Consider the following 20,900-nt stretch of genomic DNA (forward strand, 5'->3'; position numbering starts at 1 on the left):
CACGTCGAGCCTGGCAGAATAGGTGATCACGTGGAGCCCTCTCGGAGACCGATTCCGTCGCAAGAACCTGTCTACCGATGGCTCCACGTCCTTATCAAAAGCTGTCCGCTATGGACGGTACGCCCGTTCATCCCGAACCGCCCCCGGATCCTTGCTGAGATCACCTCAATGGACGCGATGTGGCAGGCGCCAGAGAACCAGAGGCTGGGCCGGCTGCTGAAGGGTTTTCGGTGTTCGAGTACGTACGTAGATGTACGACGCCGATCCGGATCGTCGACGGTGGTGTCCGCACTCACGGCTCCGCAGCGCCGTGTGGCGTTTTGCGACCAACCAGTTGCCAGTGCAAACGCAGGACTCGCCGGATGCTCACCGCGCCGGGTTGGTGCACTGCCCGGGTCACGCCTCGGACGGGGCGGGCCGGGTAGCCCGGCGGGTCGGCGATGGCGTCGGCGATGGCCGCGAAGACGGGGGCGGAACACCCGATCCAACTCCGGCCACCGGCTCTTTCGCGCCGGCAACGGGCGCATGAACCGGGTCCTGCACATCATGGCTTGGCCGTCGTCCAACTGCGCCACGACACGCGGGGATCATGGCCCGCATGAGCCGCAGCCACCTCGGGAGATGCCGCTCCGCAAGATGTGGCTCTTGTCAACGCCGGCCGGCGTAACGACGCCGAGGGCGAGGCGCGTGACGGATCCTCCCGGCCGGACGGCGGTGGGTTCGAAGGGGGTGAACGCGGAGGTGCGGGCGGGCGTCCGTCGGGCCAGAGACGACCCACGCCGGGGACGTCCACCAGGTACATTCGCCGGAAGCCGAGGCAACGACGCAGCTCGACCGCGATCTCCGGTCCGGCCGCCATCATCTCGACGAGGCGGCGGTCCCAGAGGATCCGCTGATACCAGCGCCCGCCCTGGCCCGTTCACGATCTCCAGCCAGAGCGCCCACGGCGGCGTGGTCCGGCGGCTGACGTGGCCGTACGGAGCCGGCCGGCCAGGTGGGCCGAAGGGGCCACCGGCGTTGTGACCAGCCGGGGCGGGGACAGCCGCGTGGCCATCCCAGCCGTGACGGCCACCTGCGTGCGGGCCGCGTGCCGTCTTGCACGGTGCATGCGCAGCAGTACCGTCCCGGAGACCACGAACGCCGCGAGCATGACCAGGCCGGCCACGAGCGGTGTGGGGAACGGACCTGCCGCGGCGATCAGTGACCTCGGTCCCGGCGGAGGAAGCACGACAACAGTTGCCTGAACTCGTGCGGGTGCTCGATCGCCGGCACGTGTCCGCATCGGCCGAGCACGTGCAGACGGACATCGGCCAGGTGTTCGAGCAGGGGCTGGGCTGCCGTCCCGAGCGGGGTGACCCGGTCCTCGGCGCCGTGGACGAGTAGCACGGGCGCGCGGACCGCCGCCAGCGTGTGCGGCGAGAGGGTGAGCTCGTCGACCCATCGTGCCCTGGGTGGAGGGAACAACGACGCGAATGCGGCCGCCCCGGCTCGCATCGCGGCCGCACGGGCATCGACGGCCGCGTCGGTCACGAGCGTTTGGTCGAGGACGAGGCGACTCAGCATGTCTCGTGCCCCGAGCGGGTCGGCGGGGGCGGCCCAGATCGCGTCGAGGTCGGCGGACAGCGGCGCCCCGGGGGCGCCCATCGTCGAGACCGCCACGACCCGGGTGACCTGCTGGGGGCGCGCGGCCGCCAACGCCAGCGCCACGGCACCGCCCATCGAGTGACCCACCACGGCGTAGTCCTCGATACCGAGAGCATCCATCAGGCCCGCGGCCTGCTCCGTCCACAGCCGGAGCCCACCCCGGAAGCCCGGAGGGACCGGTGTACGGCCGAAGCCTGCCTGGTCAGGAGCCACCAGGCGCCAGGACGTGCCCAGCGCCTGCGCCGTCGTTGCCCAGGCGCCGGACCCGGTCGTGCCGGGTCCGGAGCCGTGCAGCATCAGCACCGTGGGCCCGGTGCCGCTCTCCAGGACGTGGACGGGGGAGCCGTCTACTGTGACGGTCCGAAGTGCTGTCACTGGGGCGGGCCAGGTGTGCTCATGCCGAGGCGGGGTTGACGGACTTCGAGAAGACCTCCATCATCGCCCTGCCGAACTGCGGCATGTCGGGCCACCCCCGGCAGGAGACGAGGTTGCCGTCCACCACGTCGGGAGCGTCGACGACCGTCGCGCCCGCGTTCTCCATGTCACCGGTGATGGGCGGGAAGCACGCCGTCCTTCGACCCTTCAGCAGCCCGTACACCGCTGGTACCTGCGCGCCGTGGCACACCAGCGCGATGGGGAGGTTGCGCGCGAAGAAGTGCTCGGTGATACGCCTGACGTCGGCGTCGACCCGGATCCATTCGGGAGCACGTCCCCCGGGGATGATGAGGGCGTCGTAGCGCTCGACGTCGACCTCGGACCAGGGCACGTCGACCGGCAGCTTTCGGCCGTTCTTCTCCACGTAGGCGTCGGAGTTGGGGTCGAACTCGTGGATGACCAGTTGTACGTCACGCAACGTCCGTGACGAGACGTCAACGTCCCAGCCGCCCTCCTGCACGCGATAGTAGGGATACATGGTGTCGAGTTCCTCGGCGGCGTCGCCGGTCAGGAGCAGTGCTCGGGGCACCTGCTTCTCCTCGCATCTGGGGGGCGGGTGAGAAAGATCCAATCCGATCCGATCCGGTTGGGTTAGCATTCCCCGGGCCCTGCCCGGCCGTCAAGCCTCTACCGCCACGCCGTCCGCGTCCTTGGCCTCGTCGAACAATCGTCGGAAACGCTCGCCGGACCGCAGGATGTGCCGACGCATCGCGTAGGCGGCGGCGTCGGGGTCGCGGGCGGCGATCGCGGCCACGACGTCCTCGTGTTCGGCCATTGCCAGGTGTCTGACCTGGGTGTCGTGATGCAGCCTGAAGAGGTGCACGTGGCTGTGCAGGCGGGCGAGCGCTTCCCGGATGACCTGGTTCTCCGCGCTCAGCGCGACGAGATCGTGGAAGGCGGCGTCGCGCAGCCCGAAGCCGCCGTACGCCATGGGCCCGTTGCCCCCCTCCAGTTCCGCCATCTCCTCCAGCATTCGTCGCAGCCCGGCCACCTGCTCGGAGGATGCGCGTTCGGCGGATCTGCGCGCCGCTGCCGGCTCGAGGAGCAGGCGGACCTCGAGCATGTCCTCGAATCGGTTCCGGGTGATCTGCGGGGGAATGCGGTAGCCGGCATGGGGCACGCGCACGACCAGGCCTTCGGCCTCCATGCGGTTCAGGGCGTCTCGGATCGGCGTCTGCGAGACCCCCAGCTCTCGCGCCAGGACGTCGATCGTGACGCGGGAGCCCGGCTCGATCCGTAGCGACATCAGCTGTCCGAGCAGCGTGTCGTACACCTCGTCGGCAAGCCGGCCGCCGGATCGTCCCGCCGGCGTCCCGCCCGTCACGGCCCTGCGGCCCCGCGCGATCATCGCTTCGTCGTCCATCGTGGCGTGAGGTCCTTCCTTGCGTCTTCGGGAACCTGTTGACATCCGTCACCACGCTGCGACATGCTGACGCCCCAACTGGATCGTATAGGAAAAGTGTCGGATGCCCGCCATCCTGCACCGTCGCGGAACCGCCCGCCATCGTTCCACTTCGATCACCTGGAGCTCCCCTGAGCGTGCGCGACGTGATGCTCGGTTCGTCACCGGGCCGCAGTTGGACCGAAGGACTCCTCGACGGCACGAAGACCCGGTACATCGCGACGTACTCGTGAGGCCGGTCCGCGGGTCGACCCCCGCGGCAGCACGGCACCACGCCTGAACAACCCAGCAACTGCTCGGCGAGGCACATGGCGAGGCTCTAGAAGTCCCCAACCAGAAAGCAGGCCAGAAGATGCGGTACCCGAAGCGAACAGGACGATCGCCCGTTCCCGGTCGAAAGGTGCGGCTGGCGACGGCCGCCATGCTGGTGTTGGCCACGACCCTGGCGGCGTGCGGCGATGGCCAGGACGACGGCGGGACGGCGAGCGCCCCGAAGGCGCCGGCGATCATCCCGGAGCTCACCACGGACCCGCTGACCCTCAGCTTCATCTGGTTCGACTGGCCCCCCGCCCACGCACTGGAAGCCTTCGCGAACACGGAGTACAAGAAAGAACGGCCGAACGCGACCATCAAGGTCAACACCGTACCGAACGCGAACTGGCACGACGCGATGTTCACCCAGTTCGCCGCGCGCAAGACCGACTTCGACATCGCGATCCTGGACTCGCAACACATCGGCGAGGCCGTGACGAACGGCAACATCCTCGACATCACCGACTTCGTCAAGAGCAACATCGACGTCACGGCCTACAACCCGTACCTTCTGGCGGCGTACGGCCAGTTCCCGCAGGCGGAGACCGGCAAGCGCGACGAGAACGCCAGCCTGTACGGACTGCCGCTGCTCGGCGATACCTGGACGATGATCTACCGCAAGGACCTGATCGGCGACCAGCCACCGCAGACCTGGGACCAGATGATCTCGGTCGCCGAGAAGTGCCAGGCGGACAACCCTGGCGTCAGTGGGCTGGCTTTCCACCAGGCCAACGGCTCCGACGCCGCGGCCGTGACCTACAACACGGTCAACGGCGTCTACGGCGGCAACCTCTGGGACCCCAAGACGCGCAAGATCGAGGGCGTCCTCAACGACGCTGCGGGCCAGGAGGCGATGGACGTCCTGGTCAACAGGATGAAGCCGCTGACCGCCAGGGGCTCCGGCAACTGGTTCATCGACGAGGTGAACGCGGCGGTCGCCCAGGGCAAGGCGTGCATCGCGTTCAACTGGATCGCCGCGAGCGGCGGCCTGCTCGATCCGAAGCAGTCGACGCTCGGCACCACCCGGGAGCAGATTCTCGACAAGCTCGGTTTTGCCACCCTGCCGAGCCAGAAGACGAACCTGGTCCCGCTCGGCGGCATGGGAATGCACGTGTCGGCCTACTCCTCCATGGCCAACCAGGCGGAGGCCCTGAACTTCATGAAGTGGTTCGAGCGGGCTGACGTCCAGAAGAAGTGGGCCGCGGCCGGTGGCGTGCCATCGCGTACGGACGCCCTGTCCTCGCCCGAGTTCCTCAACGCCGCGCCGTTCAACCAGGTCTACACCGACTCCGTCCCGCGGATGCGGGACATGTGGAACGTGCCAGAGTACGCGCGCCTCGTCGACATCGAGAACACCAACGTGAACGCGGCTCTCAACGGCGCGAAGAATCCGAAGGACGCGCTCGACGAGATCGCCCGGGAGCAGCAGCGCGTACTCGACTCCAGCAGCCGCAAGGGCGGCGGCGGACTGTGAGTGACCCCCTGACGACCGACCACCCCGGGCAGGTGGCGTCGCAGACGCCACCTGCGGCGGGTCGGTCCCGCCGGCTGGGCGACCGCTGGCTCGCCGTGGCCTTCATCTCCCCCGCGATGCTGCTGTTGCTCGCGATGTCGGTGTTCCCGTTGCTGTGGGCGTTGTACCTGTCTTTCACCGACTACTCGGCCACCCGCGGGGGCCCCGCCCATTTCGTCGGGTTCGGGAACTACACCGCCATCCTGGCGTCGGAACAGGTCCACCTGAGGGCCTTGACGACGTTGATCTACGTGGTCGGCGCGGTCCTCCTGCAGACCGTGCTCGGTTTCGGCATCGCCTACCTGATCTCACGGCGCACGCACGGGCGAGGACTGCTGACCACTCTGTTCCTGATTCCGATGATGCTGTCGCCGGTCGTGGTCGGGCTGTTCTGGCGATTCATGCTCGACGCGCAGTTCGGCGTGATCAACAGCTTGCTCGGCTCGCTCGGACTGGGGCAGGTGGAGTGGCTCACCCGGCAGCGGACGGCGTTGTTTTCGCTGATCGTGGTCGACACCTGGCAATGGACGCCGTTCATCATGCTCATCGCACTCGCGGGCCTTACCGCGGTTCCCAAGTACCTGTACGAGGCCGCCTCGATCGACCGGGCGTCCGAGTGGTTCCGGTTCCGCACCATCACTCTTCCGCTGGTGTGGCCGCTGCTCCTCATTGCCGTGTTGTTCAGGGCCATCGAGGCCTTCCGGCTGTTCGACCTCGTCTACATCCTCACGAGCGGAGGTCCGGGTGTCTCCACCGAGACGTTGTCGTTCCACGTCTACAAGGTCGCGTTCCTGGGCTTCAACACCGGAACCGCCTCGGCGTACGGAATCCTCATGGTCCTCGTCGTCATCATCCTCACGCAGCTCTACCTGCGCTACCTGAACAAGCTCAAGGAGGGCTGATGGCCGTCTCCGTCGACGAGGCCGTGTCCCCGGGTCCTGCCCGGGGTCACACGCCTCCCGCGCGCCGCCTTGGCGGCCGGGGCCGCTCCGTGCTGGAGATCGCGCTGCTGACCGTGCTGGCCGTCGTGATGCTCTTCCCGGCGCTGTGGATGATCGAGACATCCATCAAGGAGAACCGGGACGTCTACGCCATCCCGGCCAAGTTTTTCGACTTCGACGTCACCATGGACCATTTCAGGGACGTGTTCGTTTCCTCCGGCGGCGGTCGCTCGACCCTGTCCGTCTCGTTTCTCAACTCCCTGGTGGTCGCCGGGGTCTCCACGCTGCTGGCCACCGTGCTGGGAGTCCCGGCGGCCTGGGCCTACGCACGCTTCTCGGTGAAGGCCAAAAAGGACCAGCTGTTCTTCATCCTGTCCACCCGCTTCATGCCGCCCGTGGTGGTGGTGATCCCGATCTTCCTCATGTACCGCCAGGTCGGACTCATCGACAGCAAGCTCGGCCTGATCCTCATCTACACCGCGTTCAACGTCCCGTTCACGATCTGGATGATGAAGGGGTTCGTCGACGAGGTGCCCGCGGAGTACGAGGATGCCGCCATGCTCGACGGGTACACCCGTCTGCAGGCGTTCTGGCGATACACCCTTCCCCTGCTCGTGCCCGGCATCGCCGCGACCGCCGTCTTCTCACTCATCTTCTCGTGGAACGAGTTCGTGTTCGCCATCTTCCTCACCTCCAGCGACGACGTGCGGACGGCGCCGCCCGCCATCGCCGGCCTCATCGGCGGCACCACCGTGGACTGGGGTCTCGTGGCCGCCGCCTCCGTGGTGTTCGCCCTCCCGGTGCTCGTCTTCGCCTATCTGGTGCGCAAGCACCTCGTCGCCGGTGTGACGCTCGGGGCGGTGCGACGCTGATGGCGGGCATCGAGGTGGCTGCCCTGCACAAGCGCTACCCGGACGGGACGGTCGCAGTCGATCACGTGGACCTGTCCATCGGCGACGGCGAGCTGTTCGTGATGCTCGGTCCCTCGGGTTGCGGCAAGACGACCACGCTGCGGGCCATAGCCGGCCTGGAGAGGCAGACGACGGGCGACATCCGCATCGGCGACACGCTGGTCAACAACCTGCCGCCCGCCGAGCGCGACATCGCCATGGTGTTCCAGTTCTACGCCCTCTACCCGCATCTGAGAACCCGCGACAACCTGGCCTTCCCACTGCGGGCCGAGGGACTGCCCAAGCGGGAGGTGCACGCGCGGGTCGACGAGGCCGCCCGGCTGATGCGGCTCGGTCCGCTCCTGAACCGGCGACCGCGCCAGCTGTCCGGCGGGGAGCAGCAGCGCGTCGCGCTTGCCCGGGCCCTGGTACGACGACCGCGCGCATTCCTCATGGACGAACCTCTCACCAATCTGGACGCGGAGCTGAGGGCGGACATGCGCACGGAAATCAAGCACCTGCAGGGGGAGCTGGGGACGACGATGGTCTACGTCACCCACGACCAGGTCGAGGCGATGTCGCTCGGTCACCGGATCGCCATCCTCAACAAGGGCCGCGTCGAGCAGATCGGTACGCCGCTGGAGGTCTACGACCGTCCGGCGAGTCTTTTCTGCGCCGCGTTCATCGGCTCCCCGCCGATGAACCTGATCGAGGTGGAGGTGGCCGACGGGAAGCTGCGTAGTCAGGGCGGACTGGTCCTCACGCCACCGCCAGGCCTGCCGCGCGACCGTCGCCTGGTCGCAGGCGTCCGGCCGGAGGCGCTGGATGTCACAGAACCAGGGGCGGAACGTTCGGTCCCGGCCCGCGTGGTCTCGGCGGAGTGGCTGGGCGACGAAATCATCTACGTGGTTGACCACGGCGGCCAACGCGACGTACGGGTTCGGATGCCACCGACAGTCCGGTTCGCCGCTGACGCACCGGTCGGGCTGCGGCACACCGGCGGAACCCCGGTGGTCTACGACGCGAGCACGGAAGAGCTGGTGGCCTGATGGGAACCGTGGCAGTGCGCGGGCTGTGCAAGTCCTTCGGCAAAGTCCAGGCCCTGGACGGGGTGACACTTGATGTACCGGACGGCTCGTTCTTCGTCGTGCTCGGGCCCTCCGGAGCAGGCAAGACGACGACCCTGCGAGCGATCGCCGGCCTCGAGAAGCTTGACGCCGGGTCGGTGCATCTGGACGGGAGAGACGCGACCGGTGACGCCCCGGCCGCCCGGGACCTGGCCATGGTCTTCCAGAACTACGCCCTCTACCCGCGCCACACGGTGTACGAGAACATCGCTTCGCCGCTGCGGGCACGCCGCTGTTCGTCGAGCGAGATCGCCGCTGCCGTCGAGCAGATGTCGAGCCTGCTGCACATCGAACGCCTGCTGCGGCGTCGTCCCGCACAGTTGTCGGGCGGTGAGATGCAACGTGTCGCCCTGGCCCGGGCGCTGGTCCGCCGCCCGCGCGCGTTCCTCATGGACGAGCCGCTGACGAACCTCGACCTCAAACTCCGCGTCGAGATGCGCACCGAGCTCACCCGCATCCACCGCAGCCTCGGAGCGACCTTCGTCTACGTGACCAACGACCAGGTCGAGGCCCTGTCCATGGCCGACCAGATCGCGGTCCTCAAGGAGGGGAAGGTGCAACAGGTCGGGACGCCGACCGAGGTGTACGAGCGTCCCGCCAACCAGTGGGTCGCAGGATTCGTCGGGAGCCCGCCGATCAGCCTGCTCGCCTGCCACGCCGAGGGAGACCGTCTGGTCGGTGCGGAAGGCTGGATGCTGCCGCGGCCCCGCTGGACCACGGCTGAGGAGGGTCGTGCGCTGCTGCTGGGCCTGCGCGCGGAGGACCTGTCCGTCGAGCAGCGTGGGGACGCGTCGTTGTCGGGGGAGCTCTACGGGCTTGAGCCGCTCGGTGACCGAACGGTGGTCGACGTCCGAGTGGGGACGGAGATCCTCAAGGTCAAGGCACGACCCACCGTCACCGGTACGCCGGGCGAGCGGCTGGTTGTCACGGTCGACCTGGACCGTGCGTACCTGTTCGATGCGGGCACCGGGCTGTCGCTGTCCGAGGCGGGGCGGTAACGGCGCCGGGCGGCGACGGCAGCATGCGCCCGCACCTGGCGATCGAGCCTCGGTGGACCGTCACCAGTGAGCACGGCCTGACGGTGCGCCGCGACGGCCGTGGCCCGAGACGGCGATCGGTGGCGCTGGGCGTCGCCCTGCGGACAGGTGCAAGGCCACATTCGACCCGCTCGGCAACCTCGCTCCCGGCGAGGGCGGGTGACCCGTCCGTCTCCGCGCACAGCGCGATCGCTGCGGCGCGCCGACATCACCAAGAGGATCACAGGAGGCGACGCGATGAGTGACCCGATGAACGTCCTGGCTCCCGAGCACCGGCGGCTCCGGATCGGCGACGCCTGGCGCGATGCCGCAAGCGGAGCCACCTTCGCTATCGAGGACCCGGCCACCGGCAAGACCATCGCCGAGGTGGCGGACGCCGACGTCGTTGACGGGCTCGCCGCCCTGGAGGTGGCGAGCAAGGCAATGGCGGGGTGGGCGGCGACCCCGCCGCGGAAACGGTCAGAGTTGTTGACCGCGACGTACCGGGCACTGACCGAGCGATCCGAGGAGGTCGCCCGGTTGATAACGCTCGAGATGGGCAAGCCGCTCGCCGAGGCTCGGGGAGAGGTGGCCTACGGCGCCGAGTTCTTCCGTTGGTTCGCCGAGGAGGCGGTGCGCGTCGAGGGGCGCTACAGCAGCGCTCCCGCAGGTGGATATCGCATCCTCACCGTGCCGAAGCCGGTCGGACCGTGCGTCTTCGTGACGCCCTGGAACTTTCCGTTGGCCATGGGTGCCCGCAAGATCGCGCCTGCGTTGGCTGCCGGCTGCACGACGATCACCAAGCCAGCGGCCCAGACGCCTCTCACCATGCTGTTCCTGGCCCGCATCATGGAGGAGGTCGGCGTTCCCCCGGGCGTTGTCAACGTGGTGACCACGAAGCGTGCCGGCGAGGTGGTCTCGGCACTGCTGGCCGACAGTCGGACCCGCAAGCTTTCGTTCACCGGGTCGACCGAGGTCGGGCGCGTGCTGCTCCGACAGGCCGCGGACAACGTGCTGCGCACCTCCATGGAACTGGGCGGCAACGCGGCCTTGATCGTGTGTGCCGACGCTGACCTGGACGTCGCGCTCGACGGTGCCATGGTGGCCAAGATGCGCAACATCGGGGAGTCCTGCATCGCGGCCAACCGGATCTACGTCGAGGAGTCGGTGCGCGAGGAGTTCACGGCGCGCTTCGCCGCGCGGATGGGCGCGCTTTCCGTGGGCCATGGTCTCGACGAGGGCGTGGACGTCGGGGCGTTGATCGACGAGGCCTCGGTCACCAAGCTCGACGAGCTCGTCGCCGACGCGGTCGATCGCGGCGCCCGGGTTTTGGTGGGCGGCGAGCGTCCGGACGGGCCGGGCCACTTCTACCCGCCCACGGTCCTCGTCGACGTGCCCGAAGACGCGCGGATGCTGGAGGCGGAGATCTTCGGCCCGGTGGCGCCGATCCTCTCGTTCACGTCCGACGACGAGGTGATGGCGAAGGCCAACGACACCGAGTACGGCCTGGTCGGATACATCTTCACCCGTGACCTCCAGCGGGCGCTCCGGTTCACCGAGGGGCTGGATACGGGGATGATCGGCATCAACCGCGGTCTGATATCGGACCCGTCGGCTCCGTTCGGCGGCGTGAAGCAGTCCGGGATCGGCAAGGAGGGGTCGCACGAGGGCATCCTTGAGTACCTCGACCTCACCTATGCCGCGATCGACCTACCATGACCGGCCTGCTGCTCCGGGCACCCGCCGAGGATCACGGCGCCCTGTGCACGCATGACCTGACCGGCCTCCAGCGCGGGGACGGGAGCCGGGCCATGGCCGGTACGAAACCGCTGGCACCCGGGACGCCGGCGACTCCGCCGGTGTGTGCACGAGCGCCGCGGCCGCGGCGGTGCTTGGGGCGATCAGCCCCCTCGCCGGTCCCCACGGCTGCGCCCTCGGGCTCATGGTCGAGGCGCTGGTCGCGACCCGGACTCGTACCGCCCTTGGCGACGATGTCCACGGGGCCCTCGACCCGACCCATCCGTCCACCACGGGCGATGTCTTCATCGCGATGGAGCCGAGGGCGCCCGGGCGCGATCGGGTCCTGGCGCCCGGCGCGCGCCTGCGCCACCCGGGCGGCCAACCTTGCCGACGCCGTTCCGGTCTCGCAGCTGACCTGGACTTCCCCCCAGCACATCGCCGCCGACGTTCCGGAAGGGCACTGACATGCTTGAGACCGTCCGCGGACCACGCCAGCTGATAGTGGGCGAAGGGGTCGCGCAGAACATCCCACGAGTGGTGGCCGAGAGTGGCTCGCGAGTCCTCATCGTGACCGACCAGGTCCTTCTCAGGCAGCCGGGCGTGGCCGAGATCGTGGCCGCCGTGCGGGAAAAGGTCGAGGTCGTCGAGGTGTTTTCCGGCGCGACTCCGGACGTGCCACTCGCCGATGTCGCCCTGGCCGTCTCGGTCGCCGCCGAGGTGGACGCCAACGTGATCCTCGCCATCGGGGGCGGCTCGGTGATCGACCTCGCCAAGATCGTCGGCGTCATCCGGCGCCACGGTGGGACGCCGCGCGACTTCTACGGCGAGTCGAAGGTGCCGGGGCCGACGATTCCTCTCGTCGCGGTCCCGACGACGTCAGGCACCGGCTCCGAGCTCACACCCGTCTCGGTGTTGACCGACCCGGACCGCGAGCTGAAGGTGGGGGTCTCCAGCGTCCACATCGTGCCCGACTTCGCCATCGTCGACCCCGAGCTCACCTACACCTGCCCTGCGACCGTCACGGCCCACTCCGGCATCGACGCGTTCTGTCACGCGGTGGAGAGCTACACCGCGCGACCCCGGCCCCACGGACCGCGCGACCCGGTGGAGCAGGTCTTCCTCGGCCGCAACCCGATCACCGACCACTACGCGCTGCTCGCCGCGGAGCGGATCGCCCGTAGCCTGCGTCGTGCTGTCAGGGACGGAGGCGACACGGACGCGCGCGCGGACATGTCCTACGGCTCCATGCTCGCCGGGCTCGCATTCTCCCACGCGGGCAACGCGGCCCCGCACGCTCTCCAGTACCCCATCGGCGCGGCCACGCACACGCCGCACGGCCTGGGCGTCGGGCTGCTACTGCCCTACGCGCTGGACGCGGCCAGGGATGCCATCGGCGACCGGTTGGCCATCCTCGCCAGGGTGTGCGGGCTCGACGTGACCGACGCCTCGGATGCCGAGGCCGCAGATACGTTCCTCACCTGGCTCGACGGGCTCCTTGCCGACATCGGCATCCCTCCCACCTTGGCGGACATCGGCGTGGCACGCGCCGACCTCCCGCGCTTCGCGGAGATGGCCAGTGGCGTCACCCGCTTGATCCAGAACCATCCAGGCCCGACCGACACCGCCAGCCTGACCGCGATCCTCGAAGCGGCCTGGACCGGGGACCGGACCTGAACACAAGATGGAGGTGTACCGCAGCCTCGGGCTGCGTCTGACCTGTGACCCGTACGCAAAAACGGCGCGGGTGGATGTAGATCCTGCCACGCATCGTTGGATCCGGTTTGTGTCCGAGATCGGCACGAACCGATTCCCAAGGGGGGGCCCACGGCTTTCCGGCGCTATCCCGCTGGGCTGATGGCCAGCCTACCTCGGCCATTGTGGTCGCATCATCGCATGCAGAGGTGACACGAGGTCCTGGCAACGCCGCCGGGGCCGGAGCGACCAGGTGTCGCTTGCCATGAGGATCTCGTGGCAAGCGACTACCAGGCGGGAGCCATGTCGCCATGATGATGGCGCTGCGCTGTGATCGAGGGCGGGGGCACTCATGTGGGTGACGTGGCTCAACCGAGACCGTCGGGGCTGCGGGCGACCGGGGGTATCCGGAATCTCGGCTGGCTGCCCTTGTGGTGGTGGACGAGGCGACTGGGGGCGGTTGGGAGGCTCACCGGGTTTCACGCGGTTGGCCGCCCGGCTCGCCTCGGGACCGGCCGGACCGGTCGCTGTCGCGGTGGCGAGCATGCACGGCGACAGGCGGGTGCGGGAACGAGCGGTTAGGGCGACGCTGAAGCGGCCGGCGGGGGAGTCGCGGACCCGCGCCGGCTTCGCCGGGTGCCGGCGGAGGGGTTGGTGAGCGTGCGTCGCGGTGGCAGCGCGGCCCCGCGTCATGCCGCTTGGCTTGCCCGAGTTGTCGTGCGTGTTCTGCTGTGATGTAGCGGTGAGGGCGAAGGATATGAACGAGCTGGCAGTGCTGGTGGACCGGTTGCGACGGGATCGTCGCCGTGACCCGTACGCGGGCCGGGATGCCTACTCCCGGGCCGCCCGTGAGGTCGCGGACCGCTGCCAGAGACTGATCGACGCGGGTGAGGCGGCGGTCGCGGTGCCCGTGCTGCGCAAGGCGGTCGACCGGATGACGAGCGCCCTGATGTACATGGACAGTTCCTCCGGGGTGCTCGGCAACGACCTGGCGAACCTGATGGAGGTGTACGCCCGGGCGTGCCAGGCCGCACCGCCTCGGCCCGCTGGGCTGGCACGGTGGCTGGTGAAGCTGGTGTGCGATGGCCCCGGCTGGCCGGACGTGGTGCTGCGCGAGTGGGCACCGGCGTTGGGGGCGAAGGGCCTGACCGAGATGACACGGTTGGTCGACGAGCGTGCCGCCGCGGCCGACCCCGACAACTGGCATCAGCAGTGGGCGGTGCGGTACCTGCGGGAGCAGTTGGCCGAGGTCTCCGGCGACGTGGACCGCCACGTGCGGGTACTGGCGGAGCACCTGGTCAGCGCCGACCAGTACGGGCGGATCGTACGGGTACTGGCGCAGGCGCACCGGCTCGCCGAGGCGATCAACTGGGCCCGACGCGGGCTTGTTGAGTATCCGTCCGGCTACCAGTCGGTGAAGCTACGCGACCTGCTGGTACGGCTGCTGATCGAGACTGGTGAACCTGGGGCGGCGGTGGCCGAACGCCGGGCGGCGTTCGATGGCCGGCCGGCGATCGACAACTTCCGGTCGCTGCTGGCGACGGTGGCCGAGACCGACCGGGATGCCGCGCACACCGAGTGGGCGTTGGCGGTGGTACGTGACCGCGCCGCACGGCAGGAGGGTTACCTGCCCGATCTGATCGACGCGCTGGTGCTGGCCGGTCGTGACGACGAGGCGTGGCACACCGGGCTGACGCGCCTGGACGAGTTGCCCGCCCGGCAACGCGTCGAGCTGCTGGAGTTACGGCGACGGACCCACCCGGCCGAGGTGCGGGAACCCTATCGGGCGCTCATCGACGCCCAACTGCGGGACTCGTACGACAAACGCCGCTACGACAAGGCGATCACGCTGCTGCGCAGCCTACGCGAGGCGTACACGGCCACCAGCGGGGCCGCCCAGTTCGACGCCTACCTGCGAGCGTTACGCGCAGAACACAAGCGTCGCCCGACGTTCCTAGCCAAGCTCGACGCCGCTCGGCTATAACCGGACCGGTAGGGTAACGCCCGTGGCGGTCCGCATCGATGTTGAGGCGTTTCGTGATTCGATCCCGACGGCCGTGGGTGAGGCTGCGGCACGGCTGCTGACCGACGACAGCGTTGGTGAGTTGGAGCCGGCCGGTGGCGGTTTTCAGGCGGTGATACGCGACCGCAGCGCCGCCTTCCAGCCGTGGGTGGGCATCGTTGACGGGGTGTTTACCGGCGATTGCGACTGCGGGATCATCGGGGATGAACTTTGCGCACACGCGGTCGCGACAGCGTTGACCGCGTTCACCGCGGGCGTCGCCTTCTCCGGCGCCGCAACCCCACCCGGCGCCGTCCCCGCGGAGCCCGAACGCGCCCAGTACCTTGAGGCGGTGCAGCGCCTCTCGCCCCGCCAGTTGGCGGACCTGGTGGCGGGGCACGCGGTTCGGGACCGCCTGTTCGCCACCCTGTTGCTGGGCGAGGCCGGCATGCTCAACGGCGCCGACGAGTCCGGTCTCGCCGACTTCCGCGCTGCTGTCCGGGACGCGTCGAAGACGACCACCGGTAACAGGTGGCAGATTTCTGATGTGGAGGCCGCTGGTCACCGCTTGGCTGCCGAGGTCGAGATCCTGTGCGCCCGCCCCGCGACCTCTACTGCGCTTGAACTGGTCGAGGAGGCCATCCTCGTCTGGGACGAACTATCCGGACACCTCCGCGACGCCTACCACATCACCCGTACCGAACCGGAGGAGATCACTGAGCCGCTCGTGGGCGTACACCGTGACCTGTGCGAACGCCTCGACCTTGACCCGGACGAGATCGCCGAGCGGCTGAACCGAATCGTCGAACGCTGCCACTACGACACCATGGACGTTGGTATGTACGCCGATCTGCTCGGCGAGTACGCGGGCACGGTCACATCCGCCCGCTGGTAGCCCCGCTGCGCTACGAAGACGTACACCCGTCCAGGACGGTCCGGCGTCTCTCGCGCGTCGAGGGTGGTGAAACCGTTGGTCGCTGGAGTCGGGACTGTGCAAACTCATAACGGCGCTGCCTCACTCGCGCACACCTCGATGATCGGCCGGCACCTGCTGCCCGAGTTTCCGGTTCCCGGCGGCGTGCTCGTGCCAAGAGGCGCAACCTCGCGATCGTCCTCGGCACCCTCGCCCTGTCCGGCTGGTTCGCAGGGTGGATGCCGTTCATCTCCGGCCAGGCCATCCAGGACATCCAGAAGGGCGTGAAAGCACGTACAGCAGAAAGGTCTCAGCAGTCGTCAAGCGAGCCGGCCAGCACATCAAAACGCTCCCGGCGCGGAGTTGGCCATGGAGGTTGGTGACGAGACCATCATCAAGGCGCTCGAAGGCTTGTTCAGATCCGTCTTCCTGCCCGCAATGCAATCGCGGTCGCTGGACAAGAGGGTCGAGGAGTTGCGCGGCAAGCACCAGGATCTGGACAGGGCATCGCCGTTCACCTCACTCGACCTCAAGGACCTCGACACGTTCGCCATCCCATTCATCGGAATGGCCGACTCCGTTGCGGCCTCCCTCGCGTCACCGGTCGGCGAGTACGAGCGCGCCTTCTTCGCCGATCAGCTGACCCAGATGATGCCCGTCTTCCAGCGGCACCGGGTGCGACTGTGGCTGCCCGAGCTCGACGGGCCGGTCGACTTCGACGATCCGGCCCACCTGGCGGCAATACGACTGCTCGGGGCGCAGTCGAAGCGTGAGGTGCTGCGGGCCCGGTTTCGGCTGCTTGCGGCGATGCGTGCACAAGCCGGTCAGCAAGGCCGGTACCTGGGTGGCCGCCCGCCGTACGAGTATCGGCTCGTCGATGCCGGCCCCCATCCCAACGGCGTACACGCCGAATGGGGCCGTCGCCTGCACAAGCTCGAGCCCGAACCGGACACCGCGCCACACGTGCGGTGGATGTCCGCCCAGCGCCTGGCTGGGCGGAGCCTTGCCGGGATCGCCCGACAGCTCAACGACAGCCACGTACCCTGCCCGTCCGGCGCCGACCGAGAACGCAACCGGCACCGCTAGGGCGACGCCTGGACTGTCCAGTCTGTAGCCGCGATCCTGCGTTGGAACCCCGCCCAGGACTGGGTGATCTCCGAACACGTCGTGCACGAGGCGCTCGTCAGCGAACAGGACCTCGTCGCCGTGCAAGCGATCCGCGCCGCCCGCCCCGTCGAGGACGGCAGTACCCGCACCTATCTGTTCGCCGGACTCCTGCGTTGCGACGTCTGCCGTCGCCGCATGGACGCGCATTGGGTGCACGACCGGCCGGGCTACCGCTGCCGGCACGGGCCGCAGCAGCGCCCGAAGCGTGGACGCCGCCCGACCCAAGAACCTCTACGTCCGGGAAGACCACGCCCTCGCCAAACTCACCGATCCGCAGGCCGCCCTCGGCCGTGGGGGTTCGACTCCGGAAGACCTTGCCCGGCGCCGTCGTCACGACCGGCTCGTGATTGCGACCAACGGCATCAGCTGGAACATCGAACCTGCCGACGAGCAGGCGCTGGAAACCGAAGAAGCTCATCCGCAGCAACTGCGAATGAGCTTCGTGGGGTAATTATGTGTCCAAGATGGACACGAACCGATGCCCAATGTGGGACACCTTGTCGGCGCTATCTCACTTGGCTGAAGATCAGCAGAACTTGACGGGTCCCGAGCCAGGTGTTCGGGACCCGTCTCCGCGTGCGAGCCTCCTCAGCCGGACGCGCCTCCACGACCCGATGTGGTGCGCGCTCATAGCCGATGAGAGGGCGTCACGCCCGCTGTCGTACCGATGCGAGTTCGCCGAGAAGTGGCCGTTGAGCGCCGGCTTGGTCGCGCAAGTCTTGCCTGCCGACCTTACTTCTCGGCGATGTGCGGGCCTGCTGGCAGACGCTGATTGTCGGCGGGCTACAGGTTGTTGATTCGGGCCAGCAGCTCTGCCTCGGTCAGGTTCTCCAGGGCCGCGTCCTGCTTGCGGCCCAGGACTGCCAGCAGCTTTTCCTTCTCCAGTTTCTTGGCTGCCGCTGCCTTCGCCGCCTGGTCCTCCGCGAGGCGGATGGCGATGACGTGCTTGACGACCTCCAACTTGGTCTCCAAGGTTGCCTTGGCCGGATTGGTCTCGGTGGCCACGAACGACTCGGTGTCGATGGCCTTGAGTTCGGCGTTGACCGCCTTGGCCACGTCATCGAGGCTGAAGCCGGACTTGGCGGTCAGCGGAAGCTCCCACAGCTGTTCCGTGGTCAGCAGTCCCTTGGTCGACGGGTAGCGGAATTTTTCCCGCGTGGCCTCTTCAAAAATGGTCACGATGGCCTCTCTTCGATTTTCTGGGTAGGAAATCAGAACTGGATACTGATGAGGTGGCGCCGTCCGTCCGTCATGGTCACCTTGGCGACCACAGAGCTGCGGACCGTGGAGCTGAAGCCGAGGCCGGACAGCTGATCCGGGGACGGCTCGCACTTGGTGCGATCGCCGAGTACCTCGAACACCTTGCGGTGCGGTTGCAGGTCGCCGCGGAGGAACTCGTTGTAGATTCCCCGGGTCGGCTGGTCGTTCACGCATCCTTTGAGGATGAAGAAGTAGTGGCGGTTGCCGACCTCGCCGTCGTCGAAGTAGTTCGGCGAGTACATGATGGTGGACACCGGCACGAACTGTTCGGTGGTGATTCCCCAGAGGTCCTTGCCTGCGCTGCCCGGCTGCATGTCCTTACCCGGCCGGAAAGCGGTGATTACCTCGTCGGCGACCGTCATCCGGCCCACGTCGACGGTTTCCTTGTGGCCGACCGCCCGCTCGTGACTGTAATGCTCGATTTTTCCGTTGCTCTCGGTCTCGATGACGAAGCCGACCTCGGTGCTTTCCCGCTTGTTGAACTGGTTCACCTCGATCCGGTACTCGCCGTCGGGGACGTTGTCGGTCCAGGTGACGTTCTCCACCGGCTCGCGCGAGAACGTCCCGCCCGCGTTCATGTCGACGTCCAGCTTGTTGCGCTTGTCCTTGTACCAGATGTGGTCGCCGTTGGGTTCGAACACGTGCAGGTCGAGGTCGTCGTGGTTAAACCAGGACAGGCTCACCCGCAGCTTGCCGGTGACGTTGCCGCCGGCCCGCTTGACCTTGTCCTTGATCGAGTCGGTGACGTTGCCGTTGTAGGACCAGCCGAAATCGTTGTCCCAGGTGAACAGCCGCGGGGCGGCCGGGTGCCGGCCGGTGGTGAGACTGACGAAGTGCGGTTCGTGGCTGTTGGCGACCCACAGGTCGATGGTCGCGGCGCCGGGCAGGATGTCTTTCATGAAGGTGACCACGGAAATCTCCTCCGGCTTCGCGTCACGAAGGCGCGCACCTGCCGACCTCATGGTGGCCGCCTGCATGAGCAGCCCCTCGATGCCGTCCTTCATCCGCGACTGTGTGTCGTTGTCGACCCATAGCACGTTGGTGACCGACACGTCGGACAGCCGGGCGAACCGTCGCTGCAACGACTCCTCGATGCCCAACTCGTCGATGGTCTTCATGGCAGCCTTGACCATGGCCGGGGTGATCAACGCCGTGGGGCGCTGGTAATTCTGCGGTGCCACCTTCGTCTCGAACGACCGGACCGCCTGCTCCAGGTCGACGCCCGCGGAGAGATCCTGGACGAGGGTGCCGATCACCGTGTTGCGGAAGCGGGCCGCCGGGTTCATGGCGTTGGCGAAAATGAAGGCCCGTCCGTTGGTCGCCTTCGTCCACCGGTTCTGCAGTGACCGGAACTCGGTCACCGCCCGACGATGCTCCGTGCCGCGGTAGAGGGCGTTGTCGTCGATGAGGTCGACGACGGTGTCCAGAGCGTGCTGGGTCAGCTCGGCCAGGCCACGCTGGAACACCTGCACCGCGGCGTCGAAGGTGCCCCGTGCCGCGCCGACGTCTTTGATGCGATGCCGCTTCTCCACCCGGCCGTGCAGGTGGTGCCACACCTCGACCTGGCCGTCGCGCAGCGTCCGGGTCGTCCTTGTCCCGTACTGCGCCTCGGTGGACCGGAAAATGGTGGACAACGGCAGCGTACCGACGAACTCGTCCATTGCGGCGGCGACGACGGAAAAGACCGGGTCGGATGCAGATACCCCGGACCAGATGGAGCGGACCTGTCCGTTGTGGATCTCGACGACGTTACCGAAGTTCTTGATGAACCCGCGGCAGGTCGAGCAGTCGTACTCGGACCGCTCGCGGAACCGGAGATTGGTGCCGGCGGGGAAGGAATCGAGAAAGGTGAGCCAGAGTGAGTCCCGGTCGAGACCGTCGCCGACGACGTACAACTCGCCTTTGGACATCGCGGACAGACGTATAGTCACATCCGTCACGAACTGCTGGAAATCGCCCACTGTGTCATCCTCCTTGATCACCGGAGATCCTACGAAGTGCCTGCAATCGGAGAAACGCATTTCCGGCTGTCCGCACGGTCACGGACGGGCCCCCTGCGGACCGATCACCCTCACCCTGCCCTACGAGAGAGCCGCGATTCGGCCAGGATGACCCCACACTCATGCCGGGAGAGCCCAAAAATCGAAGGCCGCCTCCTCGGCGGACGCCCGTCCTACGGGTACCGCCTCGCCGACGCCGGACCGCACCCGAACCCGGGCAAAGCCGCCGACGGCCGCCGGCTACACAAGCTGGAACCCGACCCGACCACCGCCCCCGTCGTCCGGCGCATCTTCGCCATGTACCTCGCCAACAACGGCTACTTCGCCATCGCCGAGGCGCTCACCCGCGACAGCGTCCCCTCACCATCCGCCGCCGACCCCGCCCGCAACCCCCACCGCACCGGCGAAGGCTGGGCCAAGAGCGCCGTCAAGAACATCCTGTCCAACCCCCGCTACACCGGCCGGCAGGTATGGAACAAGCAGCGTAAAGACGAGGTACTCCTTGACGTCAATGACGTCGCCCTCGGCTACGAGACCCGGATGCGCTGGAACGACAAGGACTCCTGGGTGTGGTCCGACACGATCGCGCATCCACCGCTCGTCACCGTCAACGACTTTGAGCTTGTTCAGACGATCATGGCGGCCAGCGGCCGAGGCCGCACCGGTACCCAGCAACGAAAGGCGCGCCGCCACTACTGTCGCGTAATTGAGATCTTTTACGTGGCTTGGTGTTACTTCGTGGTGATTGACTCTGGCTCGTGGGGTTGACGCAGCAGCAGCGGGCTGAACTGTCCAGTCTGGTCGGTGACCGGCGGGTGGACGCGGTGGTGGCGGGGCGGGCGCGGA

The 20,900-nt window shown here is 67.9% G+C and carries 17 protein-coding genes; 12 read left to right on the forward strand and 5 right to left on the reverse strand.

Going from position 1 to position 20,900, the window contains the following annotated elements; genetic code table 11:
- Nucleotides 1–1,197 precede the first annotated feature (1,197 nt).
- From ABGB05_RS35780 to ABGB05_RS35790, 3 genes are all read right to left on the reverse strand, one after another.
- Nucleotides 1,198–1,941, reverse strand: coding sequence for an alpha/beta hydrolase (locus ABGB05_RS35780; protein ID WP_347658481.1), 744 nt, complete (start codon nucleotides 1,939–1,941; stop codon nucleotides 1,198–1,200).
- Nucleotides 1,942–2,038: 97 nt separating this feature from the next.
- On the reverse strand, nucleotides 2,039–2,608 hold the full coding sequence (locus tag ABGB05_RS35785) for a DJ-1/PfpI family protein (RefSeq protein ID WP_347658464.1): 570 nt from the start codon (nucleotides 2,606–2,608) through the stop codon (nucleotides 2,039–2,041).
- A gap of 90 nt (nucleotides 2,609–2,698) precedes the next feature.
- The gene (locus tag ABGB05_RS35790) at nucleotides 2,699–3,442 is read right to left on the reverse strand and encodes a GntR family transcriptional regulator (protein WP_347658465.1); all 744 of its coding nucleotides are present in this window, start codon (nucleotides 3,440–3,442) and stop codon (nucleotides 2,699–2,701) included.
- A gap of 439 nt (nucleotides 3,443–3,881) precedes the next feature.
- Between ABGB05_RS35790 and ABGB05_RS35795 the strand changes: the two genes are divergently transcribed.
- From ABGB05_RS35795 to ABGB05_RS35845, 11 genes are all read left to right on the forward strand, one after another.
- The gene (locus tag ABGB05_RS35795; protein ID WP_347658466.1) at nucleotides 3,882–5,267 is read left to right on the forward strand and encodes an extracellular solute-binding protein; all 1,386 of its coding nucleotides are present in this window, start codon (nucleotides 3,882–3,884) and stop codon (nucleotides 5,265–5,267) included.
- A complete protein-coding gene (locus ABGB05_RS35800) occupies nucleotides 5,264–6,208 on the forward strand; it encodes a sugar ABC transporter permease (RefSeq protein WP_347658467.1) in 945 nt (314 codons plus the stop codon). Before ABGB05_RS35795 ends, ABGB05_RS35800 begins: the two co-directional genes overlap by 4 nt.
- Complete coding sequence (locus tag ABGB05_RS35805; RefSeq protein ID WP_347658468.1) at nucleotides 6,208–7,119, forward strand: carbohydrate ABC transporter permease; 912 nt, start codon at nucleotides 6,208–6,210, stop codon at nucleotides 7,117–7,119. Before ABGB05_RS35800 ends, ABGB05_RS35805 begins: the two co-directional genes overlap by 1 nt.
- Complete coding sequence (locus tag ABGB05_RS35810) at nucleotides 7,119–8,186, forward strand: ABC transporter ATP-binding protein (RefSeq protein WP_347658469.1); 1,068 nt, start codon at nucleotides 7,119–7,121, stop codon at nucleotides 8,184–8,186. Before ABGB05_RS35805 ends, ABGB05_RS35810 begins: the two co-directional genes overlap by 1 nt.
- Nucleotides 8,186–9,262: an ABC transporter ATP-binding protein gene (locus ABGB05_RS35815; protein ID WP_347658470.1), complete on the forward strand. Its 1,077-nt coding sequence runs from the start codon at nucleotides 8,186–8,188 to the stop codon at nucleotides 9,260–9,262. The genes ABGB05_RS35810 and ABGB05_RS35815 overlap by 1 nt, the downstream gene beginning before the upstream one ends.
- A gap of 276 nt (nucleotides 9,263–9,538) precedes the next feature.
- Entirely contained in the window at nucleotides 9,539–10,999 is a 1,461-nt protein-coding gene (locus tag ABGB05_RS35820; RefSeq protein ID WP_347658471.1) for an NAD-dependent succinate-semialdehyde dehydrogenase, read from the forward strand.
- A gap of 486 nt (nucleotides 11,000–11,485) precedes the next feature.
- Entirely contained in the window at nucleotides 11,486–12,694 is a 1,209-nt protein-coding gene (locus tag ABGB05_RS35825; RefSeq protein ID WP_347658472.1) for an iron-containing alcohol dehydrogenase, read from the forward strand.
- 775 nt (nucleotides 12,695–13,469) lie between these two features.
- Complete coding sequence (locus ABGB05_RS35830) at nucleotides 13,470–14,696, forward strand: hypothetical protein (RefSeq protein WP_347658473.1); 1,227 nt, start codon at nucleotides 13,470–13,472, stop codon at nucleotides 14,694–14,696.
- 22 nt (nucleotides 14,697–14,718) lie between these two features.
- Entirely contained in the window at nucleotides 14,719–15,609 is an 891-nt protein-coding gene (locus ABGB05_RS35835) for a hypothetical protein (protein WP_347658475.1), read from the forward strand.
- 387 nt (nucleotides 15,610–15,996) lie between these two features.
- Entirely contained in the window at nucleotides 15,997–16,713 is a 717-nt protein-coding gene (locus ABGB05_RS35840) for a hypothetical protein (protein ID WP_347658476.1), read from the forward strand.
- Between the two features lie 286 nt (nucleotides 16,714–16,999).
- Nucleotides 17,000–17,245 (forward strand): hypothetical protein, encoded by a 246-nt coding sequence (locus ABGB05_RS35845; RefSeq protein ID WP_347658477.1) that lies wholly within the window; start codon nucleotides 17,000–17,002, stop codon nucleotides 17,243–17,245.
- Nucleotides 17,246–17,577: 332 nt separating this feature from the next.
- On the opposite strand, the gene ABGB05_RS35850 is transcribed toward ABGB05_RS35845, so the two are convergent.
- Nucleotides 17,578–17,973, reverse strand: a complete 396-nt coding sequence (locus ABGB05_RS35850) for a hypothetical protein (RefSeq protein WP_347658478.1) — start codon at nucleotides 17,971–17,973, stop codon at nucleotides 17,578–17,580.
- Between the two features lie 32 nt (nucleotides 17,974–18,005).
- Entirely contained in the window at nucleotides 18,006–20,015 is a 2,010-nt protein-coding gene (locus ABGB05_RS35855) for a hypothetical protein (RefSeq protein WP_347658482.1), read from the reverse strand.
- Between the two features lie 147 nt (nucleotides 20,016–20,162).
- On the opposite strand from ABGB05_RS35855, the gene ABGB05_RS35860 reads away from it, so the two are divergent.
- A complete protein-coding gene (locus ABGB05_RS35860) occupies nucleotides 20,163–20,822 on the forward strand; it encodes a recombinase family protein (protein ID WP_347658479.1) in 660 nt (219 codons plus the stop codon).
- The last annotated feature ends 78 nt before the right edge of the window (nucleotides 20,823–20,900 follow it).

It is taken from the genome of Plantactinospora sp. B5E13 (genome assembly GCF_039871775.1).
GTDB lineage: Bacteria > Actinomycetota > Actinomycetes > Mycobacteriales > Micromonosporaceae > Plantactinospora.